This window comes from Pseudomonas salmasensis, from assembly GCF_014268375.2.
Lineage (GTDB): Bacteria > Pseudomonadota > Gammaproteobacteria > Pseudomonadales > Pseudomonadaceae > Aquipseudomonas > Aquipseudomonas salmasensis.
The window spans coordinates 552,222-575,388 of sequence record NZ_CP077083.1 but is presented as its reverse complement, the minus strand read 5'-3'; the positions used below and the strand labels follow the sequence as shown (position 1 = coordinate 575,388).

19 protein-coding genes are annotated in these 23,167 nt (G+C 60.4%); 12 read left to right on the top strand and 7 right to left on the bottom strand.

Annotated elements, in window-relative coordinates; translation table 11 throughout:
• The 5 genes from HU731_RS02345 to HU731_RS02325 all read right to left on the bottom strand — a co-directional run bounded on the left by HU731_RS02345 (nt 1) and on the right by HU731_RS02325 (nt 6,504).
• The gene (locus HU731_RS02345; RefSeq protein ID WP_186607552.1) at nt 1-1,248 is read right to left on the bottom strand and encodes an NAD(P)/FAD-dependent oxidoreductase; all 1,248 of its coding nucleotides are present in this window, start codon (nt 1,246-1,248) and stop codon (nt 1-3) included.
• 2 nt (nt 1,249-1,250) lie between these two features.
• Nucleotides 1,251-2,822: an aldehyde dehydrogenase (NADP(+)) gene (locus HU731_RS02340; protein ID WP_186607553.1), complete on the bottom strand. Its 1,572-nt coding sequence runs from the start codon at nt 2,820-2,822 to the stop codon at nt 1,251-1,253.
• Between the two features lie 133 nt (nt 2,823-2,955).
• A complete protein-coding gene (locus HU731_RS02335; RefSeq protein WP_186607554.1) occupies nt 2,956-3,903 on the bottom strand; it encodes a dihydrodipicolinate synthase family protein in 948 nt (315 codons plus the stop codon).
• Between the two features lie 37 nt (nt 3,904-3,940).
• Nucleotides 3,941-4,867: a 4-hydroxyproline epimerase gene (locus HU731_RS02330; RefSeq protein ID WP_186607555.1), complete on the bottom strand. Its 927-nt coding sequence runs from the start codon at nt 4,865-4,867 to the stop codon at nt 3,941-3,943.
• 11 nt (nt 4,868-4,878) lie between these two features.
• Entirely contained in the window at nt 4,879-6,504 is a 1,626-nt protein-coding gene (locus HU731_RS02325) for an APC family permease (protein WP_186607556.1), read from the bottom strand.
• Between the two features lie 187 nt (nt 6,505-6,691).
• Here HU731_RS02325 and HU731_RS02320 point away from each other — a divergent pair, with 187 nt between their 5' ends.
• On the top strand, nt 6,692-7,480 hold the full coding sequence (locus HU731_RS02320; protein ID WP_186607557.1) for an AraC family transcriptional regulator: 789 nt from the start codon (nt 6,692-6,694) through the stop codon (nt 7,478-7,480).
• A 185-nt stretch (nt 7,481-7,665) separates the two neighbouring features.
• Nucleotides 7,666-9,729, top strand: coding sequence for a maltose alpha-D-glucosyltransferase (gene treS / locus HU731_RS02315; protein WP_186607558.1), 2,064 nt, complete (start codon nt 7,666-7,668; stop codon nt 9,727-9,729).
• Between the two features lie 161 nt (nt 9,730-9,890).
• Here the strand turns inward: treS and HU731_RS02310 are convergent, their stop codons facing one another.
• Nucleotides 9,891-10,319, bottom strand: coding sequence for a glycine zipper domain-containing protein (locus HU731_RS02310; protein WP_186607559.1), 429 nt, complete (start codon nt 10,317-10,319; stop codon nt 9,891-9,893).
• A 225-nt stretch (nt 10,320-10,544) separates the two neighbouring features.
• On the opposite strand from HU731_RS02310, the gene HU731_RS02305 reads away from it, so the two are divergent.
• Entirely contained in the window at nt 10,545-11,003 is a 459-nt protein-coding gene (locus tag HU731_RS02305; protein ID WP_003191546.1) for an Hsp20 family protein, read from the top strand.
• 65 nt (nt 11,004-11,068) lie between these two features.
• Here HU731_RS02305 and HU731_RS02300 read toward each other — a convergent pair whose 3' ends face one another.
• Nucleotides 11,069-11,965: a LysR family transcriptional regulator gene (locus tag HU731_RS02300; protein WP_186607560.1), complete on the bottom strand. Its 897-nt coding sequence runs from the start codon at nt 11,963-11,965 to the stop codon at nt 11,069-11,071.
• A gap of 349 nt (nt 11,966-12,314) precedes the next feature.
• On the opposite strand from HU731_RS02300, the gene ycaC reads away from it, so the two are divergent.
• From ycaC to HU731_RS02255, 9 genes are all read left to right on the top strand, one after another.
• Complete coding sequence (gene ycaC / locus HU731_RS02295) at nt 12,315-12,941, top strand: isochorismate family cysteine hydrolase YcaC (RefSeq protein WP_003191542.1); 627 nt, start codon at nt 12,315-12,317, stop codon at nt 12,939-12,941.
• A gap of 823 nt (nt 12,942-13,764) precedes the next feature.
• On the top strand, nt 13,765-14,796 hold the full coding sequence (gene pstS / locus HU731_RS02290; RefSeq protein ID WP_032897158.1) for a phosphate ABC transporter substrate-binding protein PstS: 1,032 nt from the start codon (nt 13,765-13,767) through the stop codon (nt 14,794-14,796).
• Between the two features lie 74 nt (nt 14,797-14,870).
• The gene (gene pstC / locus HU731_RS02285; RefSeq protein ID WP_003191517.1) at nt 14,871-15,836 is read left to right on the top strand and encodes a phosphate ABC transporter permease subunit PstC; all 966 of its coding nucleotides are present in this window, start codon (nt 14,871-14,873) and stop codon (nt 15,834-15,836) included.
• Nucleotides 15,836-16,729 carry a phosphate ABC transporter permease PstA gene (pstA, locus tag HU731_RS02280; RefSeq protein WP_003191515.1) on the top strand — a complete coding sequence of 298 codons (894 nt, stop codon included), beginning with the start codon at nt 15,836-15,838 and terminating at the stop codon, nt 16,727-16,729. The genes pstC and pstA overlap by 1 nt, the downstream gene beginning before the upstream one ends.
• 76 nt (nt 16,730-16,805) lie before the next feature.
• Entirely contained in the window at nt 16,806-17,567 is a 762-nt protein-coding gene (gene pstB, locus HU731_RS02275; RefSeq protein WP_019817112.1) for a phosphate ABC transporter ATP-binding protein PstB, read from the top strand.
• A gap of 54 nt (nt 17,568-17,621) precedes the next feature.
• Nucleotides 17,622-18,320 (top strand): hypothetical protein, encoded by a 699-nt coding sequence (locus HU731_RS02270; protein WP_044274066.1) that lies wholly within the window; start codon nt 17,622-17,624, stop codon nt 18,318-18,320.
• Nucleotides 18,320-18,937: a hypothetical protein gene (locus tag HU731_RS02265; RefSeq protein ID WP_186607561.1), complete on the top strand. Its 618-nt coding sequence runs from the start codon at nt 18,320-18,322 to the stop codon at nt 18,935-18,937. Before HU731_RS02270 ends, HU731_RS02265 begins: the two co-directional genes overlap by 1 nt.
• A 369-nt stretch (nt 18,938-19,306) precedes the next feature.
• Nucleotides 19,307-21,166, top strand: a complete 1,860-nt coding sequence (locus tag HU731_RS02260; protein WP_186607562.1) for a calcium-binding protein — start codon at nt 19,307-19,309, stop codon at nt 21,164-21,166.
• 271 nt (nt 21,167-21,437) lie between these two features.
• A complete protein-coding gene (locus HU731_RS02255) occupies nt 21,438-23,159 on the top strand; it encodes a ShlB/FhaC/HecB family hemolysin secretion/activation protein (RefSeq protein ID WP_186607563.1) in 1,722 nt (573 codons plus the stop codon).
• The last annotated feature ends 8 nt before the right edge of the window (nt 23,160-23,167 follow it).

Sequence of the window (23,167 nt, the reverse complement as noted above, 5' to 3'; positions counted from 1 at the left end):
TCAGAAACGATCCAGCCGATAAGGCTGTAGCTCTGGCACCCGCTCACCCGCCGCAAGCTGCCCAACCCGTTCGGCCGTCACCGCTGCTTGTGTCAGCCCCAGATGCTGGTGACCAAAGGCAAGCAGTACCTTACCCTCGCACACCCGGTCAATGATCGGCAGCGAGTCGGGCAGGGAAGGGCGAAAGCCCATCCAGGGCGTGGCTTCGCTGTCGCTCAAGTCGTGTCGGAACAGCCCTTTGCTCAACCGGTGCAGCTGCCAGGCGCGTTGCATATTGGCCGGGCGGTCGAGGCCGGCGAATTCGACCGTGCCGGCCAGGCGCAGGCCGCCAGTCATGGGTGTCATGATGAATCTGCGCTCCAGCGACGTGACCGCGAATGGCAGGCGCTGTTGCTCGTGGGGCAGCATCAGGTGGTAACCGCGTTCGGTGTCCAGTGGCACTTGTTTGCCGGTGAGTGCGGCGGTGAGTTTGGCCGAGTGGGCGCCGCAGGCGATCAGCACGTGCTGCGCTGTCAGTACGCCTTGGTCGGTCATCAGGGAAACGCCGCTGCCCTCCAGGCGCGCATCCAGAACGCGCTGCTGAAGAAATTGCACCCCCTCGGCCTTGGCCGCGTTCACCATCTCGCCAACCACCGTATACGGGTCCAGAAAGTGTCCGGTAGCGGGGAAGAACAAACCGCCTTGTATGGCGTCGCTCAGTTGCGGCGCAGCCTTGCGCACCGCATCGCCGCTCCAGAAGTCCACGGCGACGCCTTGCTGAGTCATGCGGCGCTGCACTGCATCCAGTGCAGCGCGGGATTCGGCGCGCTCATACACCAATAGAGAACCGTCTTCGCGCAGCAGTTGCGCTTGCCCAATCGATTGCAACAAGCGTTGCCACGCGCCCAGGCTACCTTCGTTCAAGGCGCGAAGGCCCGCCACGGTGCGCTGGTAACGCGCAGGCCGCAGGTTCAGCAACAGGCGGATAAACCAGGGCAAAGCGCGGGGCAGGTAGGTCCAGTCCAGGCGCAGCGGGCCCATGGGGTCCAGGAGCATGGCGGGCAAGCGCTTGAGAATCGACAGGTCGGCGATGGGGAAGACTTGCTCCGTCGCCAGGTGGCCGGCGTTGCCGTAGGAGGCGCCCATGCCGGGTGCCTGCGCGTCGACCACCACGACTCGCCGGCCTTGGCGTGCCAACTGCAAGGCGCAGGCGACGCCGATGATGCCGGCGCCGACTACTACGATGTCTGCTTGATTGGGTTCGGCCATGGTTATGCTTCTCGCTGGCCGTCGAGCAGGCGCCGCAGCCGCAGCGGGTTGTCGTGCTGCAGCGCGGTGGGCAGCAAGACGTCCGGGAAGTCCTGGTAACACACCGGGCGCAGGAACCGCTGAATCGCCGCCGTACCCACCGAGGTACTGCGGGCATCCGAAGTCGCCGGAAAGGGCCCACCATGCACCATGGCGTCACACACTTCTACGCCGGTCGGCCAGCCGTTGACCAGTAGGCGCCCAGCCTTGCGCTCCAGTACCGGCAGCAGTGCCCGTGCGTGTGGCAGGTCGGTGTCATTCATTTGCAGGGTAGCGGTGAGTTGACCTTCCAAGTGTTCGGACACTTGGCGCATCTGCTCGACATCGCGGCATTCCACCACCAGCGAGGCAGCGCCGAATACTTCGGCTTGCAGGTGTTCATTGTTCAGGAACGCCTCGGCCTGGGTCACGAACAGGTGGGCCTGGCCCTGGTTCGGCCCGGTTGCTGGCGAGCCCTTGGCGGCGATCTTGGCGTGCTTGGCCAGGGTGGTCACGCCGGTTTCGTAGGCGCTGAAGATGCCCGGTGTGAGCATGGTCTGGGCCGAGCAACGCGAGAGCCAGTCACCGGCGACCTGGATAAAACGGTCCAGGGCAGCGCCTTGCAGGGCAATCACCAGGCCAGGGTTGGTGCAGAACTGGCCGGCGCCTTGGGTCAGCGACGCGACGAACCCTTCGGCCAAGGCTTCGCACCTAGCTTCAAGTGCAGCAGGAAACAGGTATACCGGGTTGATCGAGCTCATTTCCGCGTACACCGGGATCGGCTCCGGGCGTGCCTGCGCCGCTTGGCACAGGGCGATACCGCCACTGCGCGAACCGGTAAAACCCACGGCCTTGATACGCGGGTCGCTCACCAGTGCGATACCCACCTCGTTACCCGCGCCGTAGAGCAGTGAAAACACACCCTCCGGCAAGCCACAATCTTTCACCGCCTGGGCGATGGCGCAGCCCACCAGCTCGCTGGTGCCGGGGTGCGCGTTATGCGCCTTGACGATCACCGGGCAACCGGCGGCAAGGGCCGATGCGGTATCGCCGCCCGCCACGGAGAAGGCCAGAGGGAAGTTGCTGGCACCAAACACTGCGACGGGGCCGAGGGCGATATGGCGCTGGCGCAGGTCGGCACGGGGCAGGGGTTGGCGCTGGGGCTGTGCGGTATCGACGCGTACATCGAGCCATTCGCCCAGGCGCACGGTGCGGGCAAAAGCGCGCAGTTGCCCGCAGGTACGGCTGCGTTCACCTTCAATGCGTGCGCGGGGCAAGCCGGTTTCGGCGCAGGCGCGTTCGACCAACTCATCACCCAAGGCCTCGATGTGGATGGCGATCGTTTCAAGCAACGTGGCGCGATCTGCCAAGGCGGTTTCACGGTAAGCGTCGAATGCGGCCCACGCGAGTGCGCAGGCCTGATCGACGTGCTGCTCATCCCCGCCAGTGTAGGCGGGCTCCAGTGGGGTGTTGGTGGCGGGGTTGATCGCCCGGATCGCATCGCGATGGCCGGAGATGGATTGCTGACCGATCAGCATCTTGCCTGTCAGAGTCATGGTGAAATCCTGGAAAACAGAGGAGTGTTGTAGGAGCGAGCTTGCTCGCGAAAAACGCGCCTACAACGCGTTCATTCAGGGTGAGCGCGTTATCGTTAACGACCTTCGCGAGCAAGCTCGCTCCTACAAAGAATCAAGCGACGTTCTGTTCTGCCGACCAGTTGGCATACCACTGGCGGAACAGCGCGTACTGCTGCTCGGCATAGCGGCGCTGGGCCGCGCTGAGCTCGTCGGTTTCGTTGAAGTGCAGGGCGTAACCCTGGTCGCCGTTGAGCACCATCAGGTGCTTGTAATACAGCACCAGGTCGCAGCCCTCGTCGAACGACGACAACACCGCCAGTGCAGCTTCCAACTCGCGGGCCTGGCGACGGGCCTTGGCATCTCCCTTGGCGGCTTTTTTGCTCAGGGTCAACAGTTGCAGCACTTCGCGTGGCAGTGCATTGCCGATACCGGTAATAGCGCCGGTGGCATTGCAGTTGACGAAACCGTGAACCACTTGGGTGTCGACGCCGACCATCAGGGTCACATCGTCATCCTGGGAAGTGATGTTTTCAGCGGCGTAGCGCAAGTCGGCGGCGCCGCCGAACTCCTTGAAGCCGATCAGGTTCGGGTGCTCGCGGCGCAGTTCGAAGAACAGGTCTGCGCGGGTGGCGAAACCGTAGTAGGGGCTGTTGTAGATCACCGCCGGCAGGTTGGGGGCGGCGTTGAGGATCGCTGCGAAGTGAGCCTTTTGCGCAGTGACCGAAGCACCTCGGGATAGCACGCGGGGAATCACCATCAAACCATGGGCCCCGACTTTGGCGGCATGGGCTGCGTGGGATACGGCTTCACGGCTGTTCACCGCACCGGTGCCGACGATGGTTGGCACACCCGCCGCCACCAGGCGCGCCACGCCTTCCTGGCGCTGGGCCTCGGTGAGCAGCGGCCAGTCGCCCATGGAGCCGCAATACACCACGGCGCTCATGCCGATGTCGATCAGCTCGCGACCCTTGGCCACCAGGGCGTCGAAGTCCGGTTGGCGCTCGGCGGTGCAAGGGGTCATCAGGGCGGGCATGCAGCCGGTAAAGATGTTGTCGCTCATGGTGCTAACTCCGGTTTCAGTTGAATTGTTCAAGGGCTCAGATGCCCCAGGCAAACGGGTCTTGTTCGTCGATCAGCAGGGTGCTGTCGGCGGTCATGTAGGCGCGGCCGGTGATGAATGGGCGCACGCGTTCGCCGTCCCATTCATAGCGGCCGAGGAATTGGCTGCCGGTGATGCTGGCTTGTACCCAGGGTTCTCCTGCGGCCAGTTTTGCGTCGGCAGCCAGGCAGGCGAGCTTGGCGCTGGTGCCGGTGCCGCAGGGGGAGCGGTCATAGGCTTTGCCAGGGCACATCACGAAGTTGCGGCTGTCGGTGTGGGGGTCGTCGGCGAACAGTTCGATATGGTCGATCAGCGCACCGTCTGCGCCACGGATGCCTTGGGCCTCCAGAGCCTTGAGCATCGCCCAGGTGTAGTCGGTCAGGGCCTTGACGTTATCCATCTGCAACTGATGGCCGTGATCCGACACCAGGAAGAACCAGTTGCCGCCCCAGGCGATGTCGCCCAGCACCACGCCATGCCCAGGCACCTCAACCGGCACCTGTTTGCGATAGCGGTAAGCGGGCACATTGCGCAGGGTCACGCTGCCGTCTTCGTGCAAGGTGGCCGCGACCGGGCCGACCGGCGTGTCGAGGCTGTGCACGCCCGGTTGGATCAGCCCCAGATGATGCAGCGAGGCAACCAGGCCGATGGTGCCGTGGCCGCACATGCCCAGGTAGCCAGCGTTGTTGAAGAAGATCACCCCGCAAGTCGCCCCCGGCGTGACCGGCGCGCAGTACAGCGCGCCCACCAATACATCATTGCCTCGAGGTTCCAGCAGGCAGGCGCGGCGCCATTGATCGTGGTGGGTGCGCAGGTGGTCCAACTGGTCGGCGATCGTGTCGCCAGCCAGCGCGGGGAAACCGCTCATGACCAGGCGTGTAGGTTCACCGCCGGTGTGTGAATCAATCACGTGCAGCCGTTTCATAAGGCGCTCCATCAGTGGGTAGTCGGGGACAGTGGGGCGCTGTAGTGCGCGTCGCTGACGGCTTCGCTTTCGTCCTCTTCCTGCTCCAGGCGCACCAAGTGGGCGGGCACGCCGGTGGCGGCGCCCCAGTAGTAAATGCCCAGGGCGCAGGCCGCCACCACCAGGGTGTCAAACGGGTGGCTGATCACGCCGATACCGCCAAAGCTGCCGAGTTTGGAGAGCAGGATGGTCACGGCGTAGAAGCCGATCAGCCAGGCCGAGGAACGTACCTGTTGCTTGAGGTTCAGGTGCGCGGTCGGCACCCAGCGTGCACACAGCAGGTACACCACAAACATCAGGATTTGCAGGCCCAGCAGCCAGGACACGGTGTTCCAGCCCGACCAGTACACGATCAGCGCAGCGATGATGAACGACAGCGGGCCCAGCACCGCCATGCCCTTGACCCGAAACGGGCGCGCCATGTCGGGTGCATTGCGGCGCAGGGCGGCGACGGTCACCGGGGCCACCGCGTAACTGAGGATCAGGGCAGCGGACACCACGTTGATCAGCGCTTCCCAGGACGGGAACGGCAAGGTCCAGAACACCGACAGGCCAAAGGTCAGCCACAGTGCCGGGCGCGGGATGCCGGACTTTTCATCGATGCGCGTGAAGATCTTGAAGAAGGTGCCGGTCTGCGCCCAGCCATACACCACGCGCGGGGTGGCGTTCATGTAGATATTGCCGCAGCCGCTGGGGGAGATCACCGCATCGGCCACCACCAGGTAGGCCAGCCAACCCACGCCCAGCGCCAGGGCGATATCGCGATAGGGCAGGGCCAGCTCCTTGCTGATGCCGGCCCAGCCATTGGCGAGCATTTCGGTGGGCACACCGCCGAGGAACGCGGTTTGCAGCAGCACATAGATGGCCGTTGATAGCAGCACCGAGAGGATCAGGGCGATGGGGATGGTGCGCTGTGGATTTTTTACTTCGCTGGCCACCGAAATGATCGGCGTGAGCCCCAGATAGGCAAAGATCACCCCGCCTGCCGACACGGCCATCTCGATGCCCGACAAGCCGAACGGTGCAAAGCCATGCACCTGGAAATTCTCCGGCTTGAAGAAGGTGAACAGCACGCCGATCACCAGCAACGGCACGATGAACTTGAACACGCTCACCAGGTTATTGGCGATGGCAAAGGTCTTCACGCTGCGGTAATTGAGGACGAAGAACAGGCACAGCAAGGCAAATTGCACCAGCCAGCCCAGGGTAGTCGGGTCGCTGGAGCCGGCCTTGGTCAGTTGGGGAAACCAGGCTGCGGCGTATTGGCGCGAGGCGACCACTTCAATCGCCACCAGGCTGGAAAACGCGATCAGCGTGATAAAGCCCATCAGGTAGCCCAGCAGCGGGCCATGGGAGTACACCGGGTAGCGCACCACCCCGCCGGCGCGGGGCAGGGCGGCGCCGAGTTCGCAGTAGACAATGCCCAGCAACAGCACAGCGAAACCCCCGAGCAACCAGGAAAAAATCCCCGCCGGGCCTGCGATGGCAGACACGTGGCTGGCGGCGAACAACCAACCCGAACCGAAGATGGCCCCCAACCCGATAAAGGTGAGGTCCATCAGTGACAGCTGTTTCTTGAACTTGCCTTGGCCTGACATAGCGGCGCCTTCTTGTGAGTTATTGGATAGGCATGCAGTGGCGCTATCCTGAACCCACAGGCCTGGCTGACGATTGATGTTTTATGCGGCGATGGATGACGAATTCAGCACAATTTGCTGCGCTCGACAGCGCTCGCTTCATGGCGCAATCTGCTGGCTGTTGACGAATAAAGGGGCTGAGAAAGTCATGTTGCAGAGCGCGTTCGCGAGCCTTTTCCAGGGCAACCGGCCCCACAGCATCGAGCAGCTATTGAGCGGGGTAGAGCAGTTGCTGCCGATGCTCGATGTGCTGCCCAGCGCGGCGATTTTCATCAAGGACATCGACGCCCGCTACGTGCTCGCCAACCGCACCCTGGTGCAACGCTGCGGCCTCAAACAGCTGCAACCGCTGCTGGGCAAGACCAGCGCCGAAGTGTTTCCCGCGCAATTGGGCCCCGGTTATACCGAGCAGGACCGGCGTGTGTTGAAGCAGGGTTTGGTACTGGAAGACCAACTCGAATTGCACCTCTATGGCACCCGCGAACCGGGCTGGTGCCTGACTCACAAATGGCCGCTGTACAACCAGCTCGGTGCGATCATCGGCCTGGCCGGAATCTCGGTAGACCTGCAATCGGCCAGTGAGACCCACCCGGCCTATCAGCGCCTGGCGGCGGTGGACGAACACATCCGCAGCCACTTCAACCGCCGTGTCACCCTGGGTGAATTGACCCGCATCGCCGGGATTTCTGTGGCGCAATTGGAGCGCTACTGCAAGCGCGTGTTTCACCTCACGCCCCGGCAAATGATCCAGAAAGTCCGGCTGGAACATGCCCGTCGGTTGTTGCATACCGAGCTGCCGATTACCGAGGTGGCGCTGCAATGCGGGTACACCGATCACAGCGCGTTTACCCGGCAGTTCAAATCTTCAACTGGCTTCACCCCAAGGCAGTACCGGCAAGCCACACAAGGCGGCAGCGCAGATGAATGTCTTATGTAGGAGCGAGCTCGCTCGCGAAAAACCTCAACGATAACGCGTGCTTCCTGAATGACCGCGGCGCCTGTGAGTTTTTCGCGAGCAAGCTCGCTCCTACAGGGTAAGCGTTCTATTGCGATGCAACGAATGGCGCCCACGCCCCTCATATGCTTACACCGACCCTTTTCACCACGACAGGTACCGAGCTTATGACCGCGGCGAACAACGATCATGTGAACTGGCTGGTGCAACATTCCATGCTCCACGCAGCGCGGCAGCGGGCCAAGCTTTATTCGGGGCAAGGCCGCCTGTGGCAGCAGCCCTATGCACAGACCCGGCCGCGTGACGCTTCAGCCTTGTCGTCCGTGTGGTTCACCGCTTATCCCGCGTCGATTGTCACCCGCGAAGGCGGCACGGTGCTGGAGGCGCTGGGGGACGAAACCTTGTGGCATACCTTGTCCAAAATCGGCATCCAGGGTATTCACAACGGCCCGTTGAAGAAGTCCGGTGGTTTGTCTGGCACCGAACACACCCCGACCATCGACGGCAATTTCGACCGCATCAGCTTCGACATCGACCCGCAACTGGGCACCGAGGCGCAGTTGCAGGCCTTGACGCGCATGGCTGCCGCGCACAACGCGGTGATCATCGACGATGTGATCCCGTCCCACACCGGCAAAGGCGCGGATTTTCGCCTGGCGGAAATGGCCTATGAGGACTATCCGGGCCTCTACCACATGGTCGAAATCCGCGAGGAAGACTGGCCGTTGCTGCCCGACGTGGCCGACGGGCGTGATGCGCAAAACCTCAGCCCCTCCCAGGTGGATGCACTGCGCGACAAGCACTACATCGTCGGCCAATTGCAGCGGGTGATTTTCTTCGAGCCCGGCGTCAAGGAAACCGACTGGAGCGCCACCCCGGTGGTGCTCGGCGTAGATGGCAAACCGCGACGCTGGGTATACCTGCATTACTTCAAGGAAGGCCAGCCGTCGCTCAACTGGCTCGACCCTTCGTTTGCTGCGCAGCAGATGATCATTGGTGACGCGCTGCACGCCATTGATGTGATGGGCGCGAAAATCCTGCGTCTGGATGCCAACGGCTTTCTCGGCGTGGAGCGCAAGCTCGACGGCACGGCCTGGTCCGAAAGCCATCCGCTGTCGATCACCGGCAACCAGTTGCTCGGCGGCGCCATTCGCAAGGCGGGCGGGTTCAGTTTTCAGGAGCTCAACCTTACCGTGGACGACATCGCGTCTATGTCCCACGGCGGCGCCGACCTGTCCTATGACTTCATCACCCGGCCGGCCTACCAGCATGCGTTGCTGATGGGCGACACCGAGTTCCTGCGCCTGATGCTGCGTCAGATGCACAGCCTCGGCATCGATCCTGGCTCGCTGATTCACGCGCTACAGAACCACGATGAGCTGACCCTGGAGCTGGTGCACTTCTGGACGCTGCACGCCCATGACAGCTTCCTGTTCCAAGGCCAGACCTTCCCCGGCAACATCCTGCGCGAGCATATCCGCGAGCAGATGTACGAACGGCTGACCGGTGAGCATGCGCCGTATAACCTCAAGTTCGTCACCAACGGCGTGTCTTGCACCACCGCCAGCATCATCACCGCAGCCCTGGGTATTCGTGACCTGGAGGCGATCACCCCGGCGGATATCCAGCAGATTCGCCAGATCCACTTGCTGCTGGTGATGTACAACGCCATGCAACCTGGGGTGTTTGCCTTGTCCGGCTGGGACCTGGTGGGCGCGCTGCCGTTGGCGGCCGAAGAGGTGGCGCACCTGATGGAGGATGGCGACACCCGCTGGATCCACCGTGGCGCCTACGACCTGGTAGACCTGAACCCCGACGCTGAGCTGTCGGCGGGGCAAATGCCGCGCTCCAAAAGCCTGTATGGCAGCCTGAACAGCCAACTGCAGGACCCAGAGTCCTTTGCCTCCCAACTGCAAAAAATCCTCGCCGTGCGCCGCGCCTACGACATCGCCGCGAGCCGCCAGATCCTGGTGCCGGATGTCGAGCACCCAGGCTTGTTGATCATGGTTCACGAACTGCCGGCGGGTAAGGGCACGCAAATCACGGCGCTGAACTTTGGTGCCACGCCAATCACCGAAACCTTGCACCTGCCCAACATCGCACCGGGACCGGTGGTGGATATCATCAATGAGCGGGTGGAAGGCGATTTGACCGAGGAGGGGGCGTTCACGATCACGCTGGACGCCTATGAAGGGCTGGCATTGCGGGTGGTGAGCAGCACGCCGATGTAAAGGGATATTGGGCTTGGCAAACCGTAAACGTTATCGCCTACTGTAGGAGCGAGCTTGCTCGCGAAAAACGTCAACGATAACGCGAGCGTCCTGAATAAACGCGGCGTCGTTAAGTTTTTCGCGAGCAAGCTCGCTCCTACAAGGCGAGCCGTGCCAGACGATCAGTGGTGCTTGTTCTTGTGCTTATGTTTGTTGCCTTTGTGCTTGCCACCGCCTGAACGATGACCGCTCTCGTCATCGGCCAGGTTATTACCCAGCGCGCCACCGGCTGCGCCGCCCACGCCCGCGCCGATGGTCGACCCGGTGGTGCCGCCCAGGCGATTGCCAATCAGCGAGCCGCCCGCCGAGCCCAAACCGCCGCCAATCGCCGCTTCGGTCTTGTTACCCTTTTGCGCACCCACCGCACTCCCGGCGGCGCCACCTACGCCTGCGCCAATGGCCGCGCCAGTCGAGCCACCGAGCTGTTGGCCCACCACATTGCCCAACGCACCGCCGACACCGCCTCCCAGCGCCGCCGTACCATCTCCAGCGGCCAGGGCCCCTTGGGAGATCAGGATGCCCAATGCCAGGGCCGGGAATGTCATTTTCATTTTTTTGTACCTCAAGGGCTGTCTCAGGCGCTCACGGGTTAAAGCACGCCTGGCAGTGTGATTAGAGCACAGGCCACCGCACCAGGGGCTCGGTGATTGCCCGTGCGCAAGAAAATTTTTTTCAGCCCTCTTGAATTTTTTTAGCGCGTCCATAAATTTTTGATCACGCGATGCCGAATCCGGGTCGCGTACTAAATCACTTGGAGAAACTCAGGAGATTTTAAAATGGCTACTACCCTGTCGTTGGCCCCACTGTTCCGTCAATCGGTGGGCTTTGATCGCTTCAATGACCTGTTCGAGTCGGCGCTGCGCAGCGAGGCTCCGAATTCCTATCCACCTCACAACGTGGAAAAGCACGGTGACGACGCGTACCGAATTGTCATCGCCGTCGCTGGCCTGACCGAGGAGGATCTGGATATTCAGGTCGAGAGGGGTGTATTGACGGTTTCCGGCGGAAAACGCGAAACCGACGATAAGGTCGCTTACCTGCACCAGGGCATTGCCCAACGTGCGTTCCGGTTGTCGTTCCGCTTGGCGGACCATATCGAAGTACGTGGCGCATCCCTGACCAACGGGTTGCTCAACATCGACCTGCTGCGTGAGGTGCCTGAAGAAGCCAAGCCAAAACGCATCATGATTGGTGGCGAGGCCAAGCCCGAGCTGCGTCAGGTCAGCTTGCAGTAAAACAATCGGCGGTAAAAAGGCGCTCTGCGGGGCGCCTTTTTTGTGCTCGCTGCAAACCCTGCCCGCTAAGGCTGGGTATTGGGTGCAAACAACTGCCTGGCCTCGGCAAAGCATTTCTCGGCGATGGCCGAGCGCGGTTCGGTCTTGCGCATCACCATGCCCAGGGGCGCTAGGACGCTGGCATCCGGCAGGTGGATAAACGCCAGGTTCTCGATGGGGCTTTCCAGGCCGCTGTCCAACGGCATGATCGCGCAGCAGAAGCCTTCGTGAATGGCCTGGAACAGTTGATAGGTGGAGTCGCTTTCCAGAATCGGCTGGGGATCGAGACCGCGGCTGCGGAAACTCAAGTCAATGGATTTTCGATAGTGCATGCCATTGCTGATCATCCCCAAGGGCAGTTCGGCGGCTTCTTCCCAGCTCATCTGCGTGCCTTCGAAGTGGAAGTGGCGGGTGTCGTACAGCAGGCCGACACGGGTCTCGCCCAGTTCGAAAAACTCCAGATAGTTGGGGCTGACGTGGTCCAGGTAGCACACGCCCAGGTCCAACTGGTTGGTGCCCAGGGCTTCGATGATTTTGTCCGAGCTCATGGAGGTGAGGCTGAACTTGAGTTCCGGAAAGCTGTGGGACAAGCCCTGAATGAAGCTGATCGGGTTGAACCCGCTCAGGGGCACCAGGCCCAGGCGCAGGTTACCGACCAACTGGCCGCGACACGCAGCGGCTTCGGCGAACAGGCCGTCATGGGCGGCGAGCAAGGTCCTGGCCCACGCCAACACGCGTTCGCCGGCCTGGGTGAAGCCTTCGAAGCGTTGGCCACGGGTCACCAGTTCCAGGCCCAGTTCTTCCTCTAGGTTGCGCAGGCGCATCGACAGGGTGGGCTGGGTGATGTTGCAGCGGGCAGCGGCCTGGCCGAAATGGCGCGTCTGCTCCAGCGCGATCAGGAATTTAAGTTGTTTGATGTCCATGAAGGCACCTGCCTGGAAATGAGCCGATGATCGCATTGTAATGACCGGCACGTCCAAGTGCCCTTGCCACGGTGCAGTTGCATCGTTCCATTTATGGGATGGAGCGGCCCGTTTCAGCTACTACCTAACTCCGAACGCGATGACTAAGGTGGTTCCACTGTTTTTTTGGGTGGGCCAACGTCTACACCCAGGCCATGCCGTATTACCGGTTTCTGATCCAGAGCTACATCAAGGCCAAGGCAGTGGCAAACACCCACGAAGTACTAGACTCACAGCGCACCTAAATACGCTGGGGCCTTTTGCGGCAAGCCCATGTTGGGCGCTGCCTCTATTTATCAGGAGTATGAAGATGTCTACACCTTACGTTCGTTTGGACAAAGACAACGCCGCAGTGCTGTTGGTCGACCATCAGGCCGGCTTGCTGTCATTGGTCCGTGACATCGACCCGGACAAATTCAAGAACAACGTGCTGGCCCTGGCTGACCTGGCCAAGTACTTCAAGTTGCCGACCATCCTCACCACCAGTTTCGAAACCGGCCCCAACGGCCCGCTGGTGCCCGAGCTCAAGGCACTGTTCCCGGATGCGCCGTACATTGCGCGCCCAGGCCAGATCAACGCCTGGGACAACGAAGACTTCGTCAAGGCCATCAAGGCTACCGGCAAGAAGCAATTGATCATTGCCGGCGTCGTGACCGAAGTGTGCGTGGCGTTCCCGGCGCTGTCGGCCCTGGCTGAGGGCTTTGAAGTGTTTGTGGTCACCGACGCCTCCGGTACTTTCAACGAACTGACCCAGCAATCGGCCTGGGCTCGCATGTCGGCCAACGGCGCGCAACTGATGACCTGGTTTGGCCTGGCCTGCGAGCTGCACCGCGACTGGCGCAACGACATCGAGGGCTTGGGGACGTTGTTCTCCAACCACATTCCGGACTACCGTAACCTGTTCACCAGCTACAACGCGTTGACTGAAGGCAAGTAAGCCTGCTGGCGATCTGGGTCTATACCGATTCGATGCGACACTGGATCTGTGGCCAGAGAGCTTGCTCACGCGAAGGTCTGATAGCCGACGCGCGATCCAACTGTGCGGGCTTGCTCGCGAAGGCGGCCTGGCAGTCAACACAGCTGGATTGTGTACATATCCATTGCTGCGGTAACGGCCGCTTAGGGTTCCGCCCTGACGGCGGCTCACTTTTGAAAAGCCGGAATGCCGGCCCAGACAAAAGTAAGCAAAACGCTCTTGCCCCACCACTCGGCACCTCGCTTAGGCTCGGTGTGCCCGTAATCCGCCAGTGATTTGGGGGGCCGCCGCCACGCGCCATCCATGGCGCGGGGCGGCTAAACCGGCATCCCTGCCGGTTTACCCCCCAAATCCCTGTCGAATTCCGGCCAGCGTGGTTTGACGGGGCGCCTAAGATCAAAAGCAGAGCAAGATCAAGAGCGGCTCGCTTCGCATCGTGGTTACCGTCCACCGTTACAGCGTTGTGTAGATACCTATGCTGCGATGGCGGCATTGCCCTCCAACATAGGCGTTGGCTGTCAGACCGTCATCGCAGGCAAGCCAGCTCCCACAGTTGGGTCGCGAAGCATCAATGGGATCAGCTTCTACCGTCGCGGGAGCAAGATCAGCACCGCTAGAAGGATGACAGCACTCTAGTCGTATTTTGTTACTAACCCATGTCCTAAAAATTCAGCCCTGTGGCGGCAAAGTGGGACAAAACGCCATCTCGCCACTCAACTTTCATAAAAATGTAACAACCCTGCTTCACAGTTCGGGAGCCCGTCACCACAACGAGTTCCTTTTAATGAAAAGCTTGATGAAGTCCGCAGCACTCGCCGTTACGGTATCCCTGTGTGCCTCCTCCGTGACCTTTGCCGCCGAGAACGTACGCCTCACCGGCTCTGGCGCCAGCTTCCCTGCACCGATCTACCTCACCTGGTTCAAGGATTTCAGCAAGAAGACCGCTGGCGTCACCGTGGATTACCAATCCAAGGGCAGCGGCGCAGGTGTGCAGGACTTCCTGAATAAAACCGTCGACTTCGCTGCCAGTGACTCGGCCATGAAAGACGAAGACATCGCCAAGGTCGCCGAAGGCGTGCAGTTGCTGCCAATGACCGCCGGTGAAATCGTGCTGGCCTATAACCTGCCGGGCAATCCCAAGGGCCTCAAGCTGCCACGCGATGTTTACTCCAATATCTTCCTGGGCAAGATCACCAAGTGGAACGACCCACAGATCGTTGCCGCCAACCCGGACCTGAAGCTCACCGACACGCCGATCACTGTAGTGGTACGCGCAGACTCCAGCGGCACCACAGCGGTATTTACCAAGCACCTGTCCACCATCAACCCTGAATTCAAAACGGCGCTGGGGGAGGGCAACACCGTCAACTGGCCGGCCAGCGACAAATTCATTAAGTCGCCCAAGAACGATGGTGTGACCGCCACCGTACGCCAGACCCCAGGCGCGATTGGCTACATCGAGTACGGCTTCGCCAAACTGGCCAAGGTTGATTTCGCCCAGTTGCAGAACAAGGCCGGCCAGTACGTAGTGCCAAACGCCGAAAGCGGTGCCGAGGCCCTGGCCGCCGTGAAGATGCCGGAAAGCCTGGTGGCCTGGTTGCCGGACCCGGACGGTGCCAAGTCTTACCCGATCACCTCGTACACCTGGATGATTTTCCGCAAGGACAACGGCAACCCTGCCAAGGCCAAGGCCATGCGCGAAATGGTTGAGTACAGCCTGACCGAGGGGCAGAAAATCGCCGACTCGATGGGGTACATCCCGCTGCCGCCATCGGTGGTGGAGCAGGTTCGCAAAGCCTCCGCCAACATTCAGTAACACCCGTGAGGCCGCTCTCGGTGTGGGCTGTTTGCCGCGCCGGGGGCGTTTCCCCCCTGTTCCGGAATTAGCCAATGAACAAACCTTTCGTCGTACCGGTTAACCGGGATTCTGCCTGCCAACCTCCCTCGGCCAAAGACTTCCTGGTCGATCGCACCTTCCGTGGGCTCGCGCGAATCGGGGTGGTACTGATTCTGGCGTTGGTCGCAGCCTTGGTCTTCGAGGTGGGACGCAAGGCCTTGCCGGGCATGGAAAAGCACGGGTTCGATGTGCTTTTTGGCAGCGTCTGGGACGTTAACCAGGGCAAGTACGGGATCCTGCCGGCCATTTGGGGCACGCTCTACAGCGCTTTTATCGCGCTGCTGATTGCAGGCTTTTTCGGCGTCAGCATGGCGATTTTCCTGACTCAGGACTTTCTGCCGGCCAAGCTGGCGGCGGTGTTTCGCACCATCGTTGAACTGCTCGCAGCGATCCCCAGCGTGGTGTACGGCTTGTGGGGCATCTATGTGGTGATCCCGGCCATTCGGCCACTGACCACCTGGTTGAACAGCGAACTGGGTTGGATACCATTTTTTGGCACGTCCTTGAGCGGGCCGGGGTTGCTGCCGGCGGCGCTGGTGTTGGCCATCATGATTCTGCCGACGATTGCCGCCGTGTCCCAGGACGCGCTCACCAGCGTGCCGATGAAAACCAAGCAGGCCGCCTACGGCATGGGCACCACCCACTGGGAGGCGATCCTCAAGGTGATGGTGCCGTCTGCCGCCACCGGTATTTTCGGCTCCCTGGTACTCGGCCTCGGCCGTGCGCTGGGTGAAACCATGGCGCTGGCGATGTTGGTGGGCAACGCCAACAACATTTCCCTGTCGCTGTTCGCGCCGGCCAATACCTTGGCAGCCTTGTTGGCGCTGAACTTCCCTGAAGCCGGGCCCAACGAGGTGGAGGTCTTGATGTACGCCGCCCTCGTTTTGATGTTCATCACCCTGCTGGTGAATGTCATTGGTTCCATGATCATGCTCTACGCCCAACGGGGTAATCGATGATGACGAATCTCACATCCCCTATCACCGCTGTACCGAGCCTGCAGCGCAAGTTCGAAGGCCGCGCCTTGCGCAGCCTGGTGTTGACCACATTGGTATGGCTGGGCGCGCTGCTGGCCAGTGTGCCGCTGATTTCGGTGCTCTACATGCTGATCACCCGTGGCGGCGCACGCCTGAGCCTGGAGGTGTTCACCGAACTGCCGCCCACCGGCTTCGAAACGGGCGGCGGTTTCGGCAACGCCATGGCCGGCACCTTTGTGATGGTCGGTATCGCTGCGGCGATCGCAGTGCCGGTCGGCATCATGGCCGCGATCTTCCTGGCCGAACTGGGGCCGGACAGCAAACTGGCCAACGCTGCACGCTTTGCCGCCAAGATGCTCACCGGCTTGCCTTCGATCCTGGCCGGCGTGTTTGCCTATGCCTTGGTGGTGATGACTACTGGCACCTACTCGGCACCAGCAGGCGGCGTGGCCCTGGCGGTATTGATGCTGCCCATCGTGGTGCTGACGGCTGAAGAGTCGATGCGCATGGTGCCCAAGATCATGAAGGACGCCGCCTACGGCATGGGCTGCACCCGCTCGCAGGTGATCTGGAAGATCATCTTGCCGACCGGCCTGCCGGCGATCCTCACCGGCGTAATGCTTGCTGTGGCTCGTGCCGCAGGCGAAACCGCGCCGTTGCTGTTTACCGCGCTGTTCAGCAACTACTGGATCTACCACGACGGCGACCTGGCGGTGATGAACCCCACGGCGTCCCTTGCCGTGTTGATCTACAACTTTTCCGGCATGCCCTTCGACAACCAGCTGGAGCTCGCCTGGGCGGCCTCGTTGGTGTTGGTGATGATCGTGCTGGTCGTGAATATTGTGAGCCGTATCTTCGGCAAGCCTAAGTATTAAGAACGGGAGCATCTGAATCTTGAACGTCTCAACTGCGCAAATAGCCGCTCCGTTTGTCACCCAATCGCCTGTGGTCATGGACTGCAAGCTGGACAGGATTTTCTACGGCAACTTCATGGCAGTGCGTGACAGCCATGTGCCGATCGAGAAAAACAAGATCACCGGTTTCATCGGCCCGTCCGGCTGCGGCAAAAGTACGGTACTGCGCAGCCTCAATCGCATGAACGACCTGGTGAAAGGCTTTCGCTTCGAGGGCCATGTGCATTTCCTGGGGCAGGACGTGTACGGCAAGGGTGTAGACCCGGTGGTGGTGCGCCGTTACATCGGCATGGTGTTCCAGCAGCCTAACCCGTTCTCCATGAGCATCTTCGACAACGTCGCCTTCGGCCTGCGCCTGAACCGCTACAAAGGCGACTTGGGCGACCGCGTCAAGCACGCCCTGCAAGGTGCGGCGCTGTGGGATGAGGTCAAGGACAAGCTTAAGGTCAGCGGCCTGTCGCTCTCCGGTGGCCAGCAGCAACGGCTGTGTATTGCCCGCGCTATCGCCACCGAGCCAGAAGTGCTGTTGCTCGATGAGCCGTGCTCGGCACTCGACCCGATTGCGACTCGCCGGGTAGAGGAACTGATGGTGGAGTTGAAGAAGGATTACACCATCGCCCTGGTCACCCACAACATGCAGCAGGCCATCCGCGTGGCGGACACCACGGCGTTTTTCTCGGTGGACATCTCCCAGGGCACGCGTACCGGCTACCTGGTGGAAATGGGCCCGACCGCGCAGATTTTTGGCAGCCCGCGTGAACAGATGACCGAGGATTACATCAGCGGCAAGTTCAGCTGAGTCCCTATGTTCGATAAAAACCGCATGTGCGCCACCGTCAGCCCAGGAATGCCAATGTCTGCAACGCATCGTCTTGATTTGTCAGCGATTGAACGCGCGCTCCGTAAAGTGCAGAGCCGCTTTGCCGAGCTCAGCACGCAATTTACCGAGCCGCGCGACCCGTTGACCGACGAAGTGCTGCTCAACGTGCTTGAAGGCTATGCGCTGGTTGACGACTATGTCGCACAGGGCGTTGACCTGTTTGACCTTCATCATCTGGACCTGATGCTGGAGATCAACGCCACGGTGCTCTGCGGTAGCGACCCGGCGCGCCGCGTGGAATACGCGCAGCACCTGGCCGCCACCGAGGAGCACTTCTTCAACAATGTTGAAGGCGGTATCAAGGACTTGTTCAACTGGTATTGCGCGTATCGCAGTGAATCGGTGTGGAAACGTGCGGCCGGCGTGTATGTGCGCATCCTCAGCAAGCCGCAGTTGTTCATCGAAGGTAACAACCGCAGTGGCTCGCTGATCGTCAGCTATCTGCTGATGCGCGCCGGGTTGCCACCGTTCGTGCTGACGTTGGAAAATGCCGAGGGTTACTTCAATCCTTCCTCGGTCATCCGCAACTCGGCCAAACATGGGGTCAAGGCGTTGTATGAATTGCCCAAGATCAAGAAAAAGTACGCCGCCTTCCTGGAGGAACAGGCCCCGGATCCCAAGGCGTTTTTCTTGAGCGATACACCACAGCCTATCTACCAGGGAGGCCATTAATGCGCTGGTATCCAACGCTCGCCAGCCGAGCCGTGCAAGCCGTCCAGCAAGCGGTCCTCACGCGTGCCGCCAAGCGCCCGCGGGTACGCATCTCCTTTGATATCGACGACACGCTGGCTTGCCAACTTGACCACGCTGATGTCGAGAGCAGTTGGCTGCCGGCCTGCGCTCATCGTTGGTGGGGAGAACCGCTGCGTATCGGCACCCGGTCGTTGACGCGAGAGCTGCGGCGCCAGGGTTGCAGTATCTGGGTCTACACCTCATCGGGCAGGGCGCCTTCCTACATCAGGCGTTGGCTGATGCTGTACGGCATCCGTGTAGACGGCGTGGTCAATAGCGAGCGGCATAACCACGCCCTTACGGTGCACGGGCTGTCGAACACCCCCTCGAAATTTCCGCCGGCCTTCGATATTGATTTGCACGTGGATGATTCCGAGGGCGTGCGCATTGAAGGTAACGACCACGGCTTTCGCGTGGTGGTGGTTGACCCACAGGATGAGCACTGGGCGCAAAGAGTACTTGAAGCGGTCGCGGGCGTGCAGGCACAACTGGCCCGTCAGCAATTGCCCAGGTTCAAGCAGCCTGTATGCCAACGTGCTGAGGTTTATTCTTCCTGAGTTCCAGAGAAACCTGAACTGCTTGAGCCCTTATTGCAGTTCACAACTTGCTATAAGGGTTTAATTTTCTTTGACTCATTAGTCACGAACAACACAAAACTTCCCTTCCTGTTCGGCAAACAGCGCTTATGGCGCTTTTGTCGTCTATATCCCTGAGTACATACCCTTGCCATCCGATAGTCGGTCATTTTAAGGCGGCACTTCTAGGCTAGTGTTGACGAGCTTCCTTAATGGTCAACCTCGATATTAAGCAACGAAGCAGCCTGAACAGAATGCACAACAACAACTTCAATGCATATTGTTTAGCCCGACGCATCAGGTATTACCGTTGACTTTCGGTGTTGATCGCTGGGCTCAAGGAGTACTGACATGGCTATATTCGATTACAAGGGGCAAGACGCCCGCGTCCTGATTTCAGATGCCTGGACCCTCGCCACTTACACCAGTGGCGTAGCGACCGTCGGCGCGCTCTACAACATTCCGGGGCTTGTGCTGGGCGAGGGCAACACCTTCGCGCTGCCCAAGGGCTGGCGTGAAATCGGCGCGAGCGAACTGCAGGTTGATAGCAGCCACACCGACATCACTGGAAGTTTTACCGGCGACGGCGTGTTCGGCTCCCAGGCCAGGGTGTTTGGTCAATACGATGACAGCGGCCAATTAGTCAAAATGGGTTTTTCCATTGCCGGCACCAACTCGCCAATTGATCTGCTGGGTTGGCCAGCAATGATCGACAACTCTTATATCAACGGCTACGACTACCTGCTCAATTCAATCAAGGATTACGCCACGGGCCATAACCTGAGCGGTAAAGATGTTCTGGTGACCGGCTACAGCCAAGGCGGCTCGGTTACCAACAGCATGTATATTGGCAAGGACACTTTGGCAGACGGTTTTTTCAAGGATTCGGATTACTTTGGCATGGAGTCGCCCAAGTCCAGCAACAGCGACGGCATCTTCAACTTCGGTTTTGAAAACGATGTGGTCCACCGTCTCACGGGGCAAGAGACCGACGTGGGCAGCGCCATCATCGACGCGCTTCAAGGCAGTGACGCCAGCTACACCTCGACCACCGACAACATCGTGCTGTTCGACACGATCTACGCGCTGCCAACCTGGCCCAATGGTCCGTTCTCGATTGCCAACCTGTCAGGGTGGGCCGCGCACCTGGAAGGCATTTTCATCAACCCTATCCAGCGCATCGCCCAATCGACTTTCTACGATTACATCGAACGCGACAGCACCATCATCATCAGTAACCTCGACGCCATCAGCCGCAGCTTTACCTGGGTCAGCGACAAACAGACCGCCACCTCCAACCACTACGGCACACCGGCCTTCCTGCTGGGCACCGACAGTTCGGACAAGCTGCAGGACGGTCGCAGCGATGACTTCCTGGATGGGTTCAAGGGTGACGACAGTTTCCGCGTGAGTACCGGTACCGATATCGTCGCAGGCGGTGAAGGCAACGACAAAGTCTTCCTCAAAGGCACCGCGTCTTCCTACGAAGCGGTGAAACTCAGCGATGGCACGTTGTTTCTCAACGACAGCAGCGGCCAATACGGCCTGAAGGAGTTGCACGGCGTAGAACACGTGGAGTTCGAAACCGGCCTGGCCAATAGCCTCGGCCATGTGCCCGTGTTCGGCGGGCTCTTCGGTGGCATTGGCGAGGTCCTCACGCCGGCCTATACGGTGGCCAGTGGCAAACTCGACTTCGAAGGCCTGTTCGGCGCCGATAAGGCGTATGCCAAATCCATCGAAGGCAGCCAATTGGCCGACACCCTCAAAGGCACCGCCGCGCGCGACCTGATATTTGGCCAGAACGGCAATGACCGGCTCGACGGTGGCGCCGGCAACGACCTACTGCACGGCGGCGAGGGCAACGACACGCTACTGGGCGGCACGGGCAACGACGCACTGTATGGCGTCAGCGGCAATGACGTCTTGATCGGCGGGTTGGGCAATGACCAACTCAGCGGTGGCGTGGGCAGCGACCTGTTTGTTTTCGATCAACGCGGGTTTGGCCACGACGTGATCAGCGACTTCAACATTCACCAGAACGGGCAGGACCTGCTGGTGTTCGCCAAGTCGCTGTTTGCCAACGCCGATGCTGTGCTCGGAGCCACTACCCAGCATGGCAGTGACAGCGTGATTCTGGCGGGGGACAGCAGTGTCACCTTGGTAGGGTTCAATGCGGCGCAGTTGAGTGCAGAGATGATCAGCGTGGTGTGAGGCGACACCTGCGAAACGGAAGGTAAAAACCTCACAGGGTCGTTGATGCTGTGGGGTTTTTTATGGCTTGTTGCTTCACACAACGGCTCGATACCACACGCTGCATCAGTGCTTGGCGGCAGGGTTAAAACCCGCAAAAACTCTACATTTCAAGCCTGAGCAGCTCTGCGTGAAGGGTTGAACGAATTTGCACTGTTAATTGACGCCATCAAAATGACATCTTATCATCGCCACATTGGATGGCATAAAGCCATATAGAGGGATCTATAAAGTGTGGCGTTTACCGCGTCGGACCAGGTTAAGCCTGCTGTCCGCTTTTTTTTGCCTGGGCACCTCCGGATGGGCGCAAGCGGCCACGCCGCAGAACGCTCCCGGCATCACCGACCTGATCCGTGACCGCCAGGACCGCCTGCTCGAAGAGCAGCAACGGCGCCTTGAAGAACTCAAAGACCTGCCCGGTAAAGCCGCCGCGCCGGCAACCCCGACAACCCCCGTCGATACACGCTGCTTTGCGATCAAAACCATTGAGCTGGGCGGTGCGGATGCGCTGAGCGACGGTGAGCGCGCTGATCTGATCAAGCCCTATGTCGGCCAATGTCTTGGTGTGCCGCAGCTCAACGCAGTACTCAAGGTGATCACCGACCGTTATCTGGCCAAAGGCCTGGTCACCAGTCGCGCCTACTTGCTGCAGCAGGACCTTTCCAGCGGCAATCTCAAGATTCAAGTGGTTGAAGGTAAGCTGGAGAGCCTGAAATCTGCCGAAGGCAGCGGCATCACTGAGCGCCAACTGACCATGAGTTTCCCCGGCAAGCAGGGCGAACTGCTCAATCTGCGCGAAATCGAGCAGATGGTCGATCAGTTGAATCGTTTGCCATCGAACCAGGCGCAGATGGAGCTCGCGCCGGGCAAGGCGGTGGGGGGCAGTGATGTACTGGTCAAAAACACCGCGCAAAAGCCCTGGCGTGTCGGCCTGTCGCGGCACAACGGCGGCCAGCGCAGCACCGGTGAGCAGCAGTGGGGCGCCAGCCTGGATTGGGACAATCCGTTGGGCCTGGCCGACCAACTTTCGCTGCGTGGCGGCCACGATGCCGTCAGCGATCACCAGAAAACCTCACGTAATTCGATGCTCAGTTATAGCCTGCCGTTCGGTTGGTGGAACCTCTCGTATAGCTATATCGACAGTGAATACCGCTCCCGGGCCGAGGCCAACAATTTCAAGTTCAAGCAGACGGGCGACAGTCAGACTCACCAGTTGCGCCTGGAGCGGGTTATCCATCGTGACGCTTTGAGCAAAACGTCCCTGAACAGTGGCATCGCCTATCTTCGCACCAACAATTTCATTGAAGACAGCAAGCTTGCCTTGAGCAGCAACCGCCTCAGCGAAGCGCAAGTAGGTATCAACCATGGTCGGCGTATCGGCGGTTCGTTTCTCAACGTTGACCTCGGTATGCAAAACGGCATCGGCGCATTCGATGCCCAGGCCAATCACGATCCAAAGCCTGGGCAGCCGGATGCGCGCTATCGCAAGTACACCGCCACGGTGAGCTATTTGTATCCATTCAAACTGTGGGGCGAGTCGTTCAGCTTCAGCAGTTTGATGACCGGCCAGCACAGCGAGGACGTGTTGTTCAGCCCCCAGCGCATGAGCCTGGGTGGGCAGTCGTCGATTCGGGGCTACAAAGACCAGATGCTCGCTGGCGACAGCGGCGGCTATTGGCGCAACGACCTGCGCTGGAGCCGGCCGGTAACCTGGGCCTGGATGCAGCCGGTGTTCACTGAATACGGCAGCAGCCTGGGCTATGACCAGGGCGTGATCAGCCATGGGCGCTACAACGCCGAGCAGCATGGGCGCATGAGCAGCAACTCGGTGGAGTTGTTTGCGCGCGGCAAGAACGTCGCGGCCAGCGTGACCTTTGCACACTCTTTGGAACGACCGGAAGCGATCACGGACCGTGAAGCGCCGATCTATTTCCGTCTGGATTTTTTCCTTTAAATTTTTGA

What these genes read in the sequence shown, in the direction of transcription:
- ycaC (WP_003191542.1), top strand. Translation starts at nt 12,315, where the DNA reads ATGTCTACACCTTACGTTCGTTTGGACAAAGACAACGCCGCAGTGCTG.
- HU731_RS02320 (WP_186607557.1), top strand. Translation starts at nt 6,692, where the DNA reads ATGTTGCAGAGCGCGTTCGCGAGCCTTTTCCAGGGCAACCGGCCCCAC.
- pstB (WP_019817112.1), top strand. Translation starts at nt 16,806, where the DNA reads ATGGACTGCAAGCTGGACAGGATTTTCTACGGCAACTTCATGGCAGTG.
- HU731_RS02330 (WP_186607555.1), bottom strand. Translation starts at nt 4,867, where the DNA reads ATGAAACGGCTGCACGTGATTGATTCACACACCGGCGGTGAACCTACA.
- pstS (WP_032897158.1), top strand. Translation starts at nt 13,765, where the DNA reads ATGAAAAGCTTGATGAAGTCCGCAGCACTCGCCGTTACGGTATCCCTG.
- HU731_RS02260 (WP_186607562.1), top strand. Translation starts at nt 19,307, where the DNA reads ATGGCTATATTCGATTACAAGGGGCAAGACGCCCGCGTCCTGATTTCA.
- pstC (WP_003191517.1), top strand. Translation starts at nt 14,871, where the DNA reads ATGAACAAACCTTTCGTCGTACCGGTTAACCGGGATTCTGCCTGCCAA.
- treS (WP_186607558.1), top strand. Translation starts at nt 7,666, where the DNA reads ATGACCGCGGCGAACAACGATCATGTGAACTGGCTGGTGCAACATTCC.
- HU731_RS02325 (WP_186607556.1), bottom strand. Translation starts at nt 6,504, where the DNA reads ATGTCAGGCCAAGGCAAGTTCAAGAAACAGCTGTCACTGATGGACCTC.
- HU731_RS02340 (WP_186607553.1), bottom strand. Translation starts at nt 2,822, where the DNA reads ATGACTCTGACAGGCAAGATGCTGATCGGTCAGCAATCCATCTCCGGC.
- HU731_RS02310 (WP_186607559.1), bottom strand. Translation starts at nt 10,319, where the DNA reads ATGAAAATGACATTCCCGGCCCTGGCATTGGGCATCCTGATCTCCCAA.
- HU731_RS02335 (WP_186607554.1), bottom strand. Translation starts at nt 3,903, where the DNA reads ATGAGCGACAACATCTTTACCGGCTGCATGCCCGCCCTGATGACCCCT.
- pstA (WP_003191515.1), top strand. Translation starts at nt 15,836, where the DNA reads ATGACGAATCTCACATCCCCTATCACCGCTGTACCGAGCCTGCAGCGC.
- HU731_RS02265 (WP_186607561.1), top strand. Translation starts at nt 18,320, where the DNA reads ATGCGCTGGTATCCAACGCTCGCCAGCCGAGCCGTGCAAGCCGTCCAG.
- HU731_RS02300 (WP_186607560.1), bottom strand. Translation starts at nt 11,965, where the DNA reads ATGGACATCAAACAACTTAAATTCCTGATCGCGCTGGAGCAGACGCGC.
- HU731_RS02305 (WP_003191546.1), top strand. Translation starts at nt 10,545, where the DNA reads ATGGCTACTACCCTGTCGTTGGCCCCACTGTTCCGTCAATCGGTGGGC.
- HU731_RS02345 (WP_186607552.1), bottom strand. Translation starts at nt 1,248, where the DNA reads ATGGCCGAACCCAATCAAGCAGACATCGTAGTAGTCGGCGCCGGCATC.
- HU731_RS02270 (WP_044274066.1), top strand. Translation starts at nt 17,622, where the DNA reads ATGTCTGCAACGCATCGTCTTGATTTGTCAGCGATTGAACGCGCGCTC.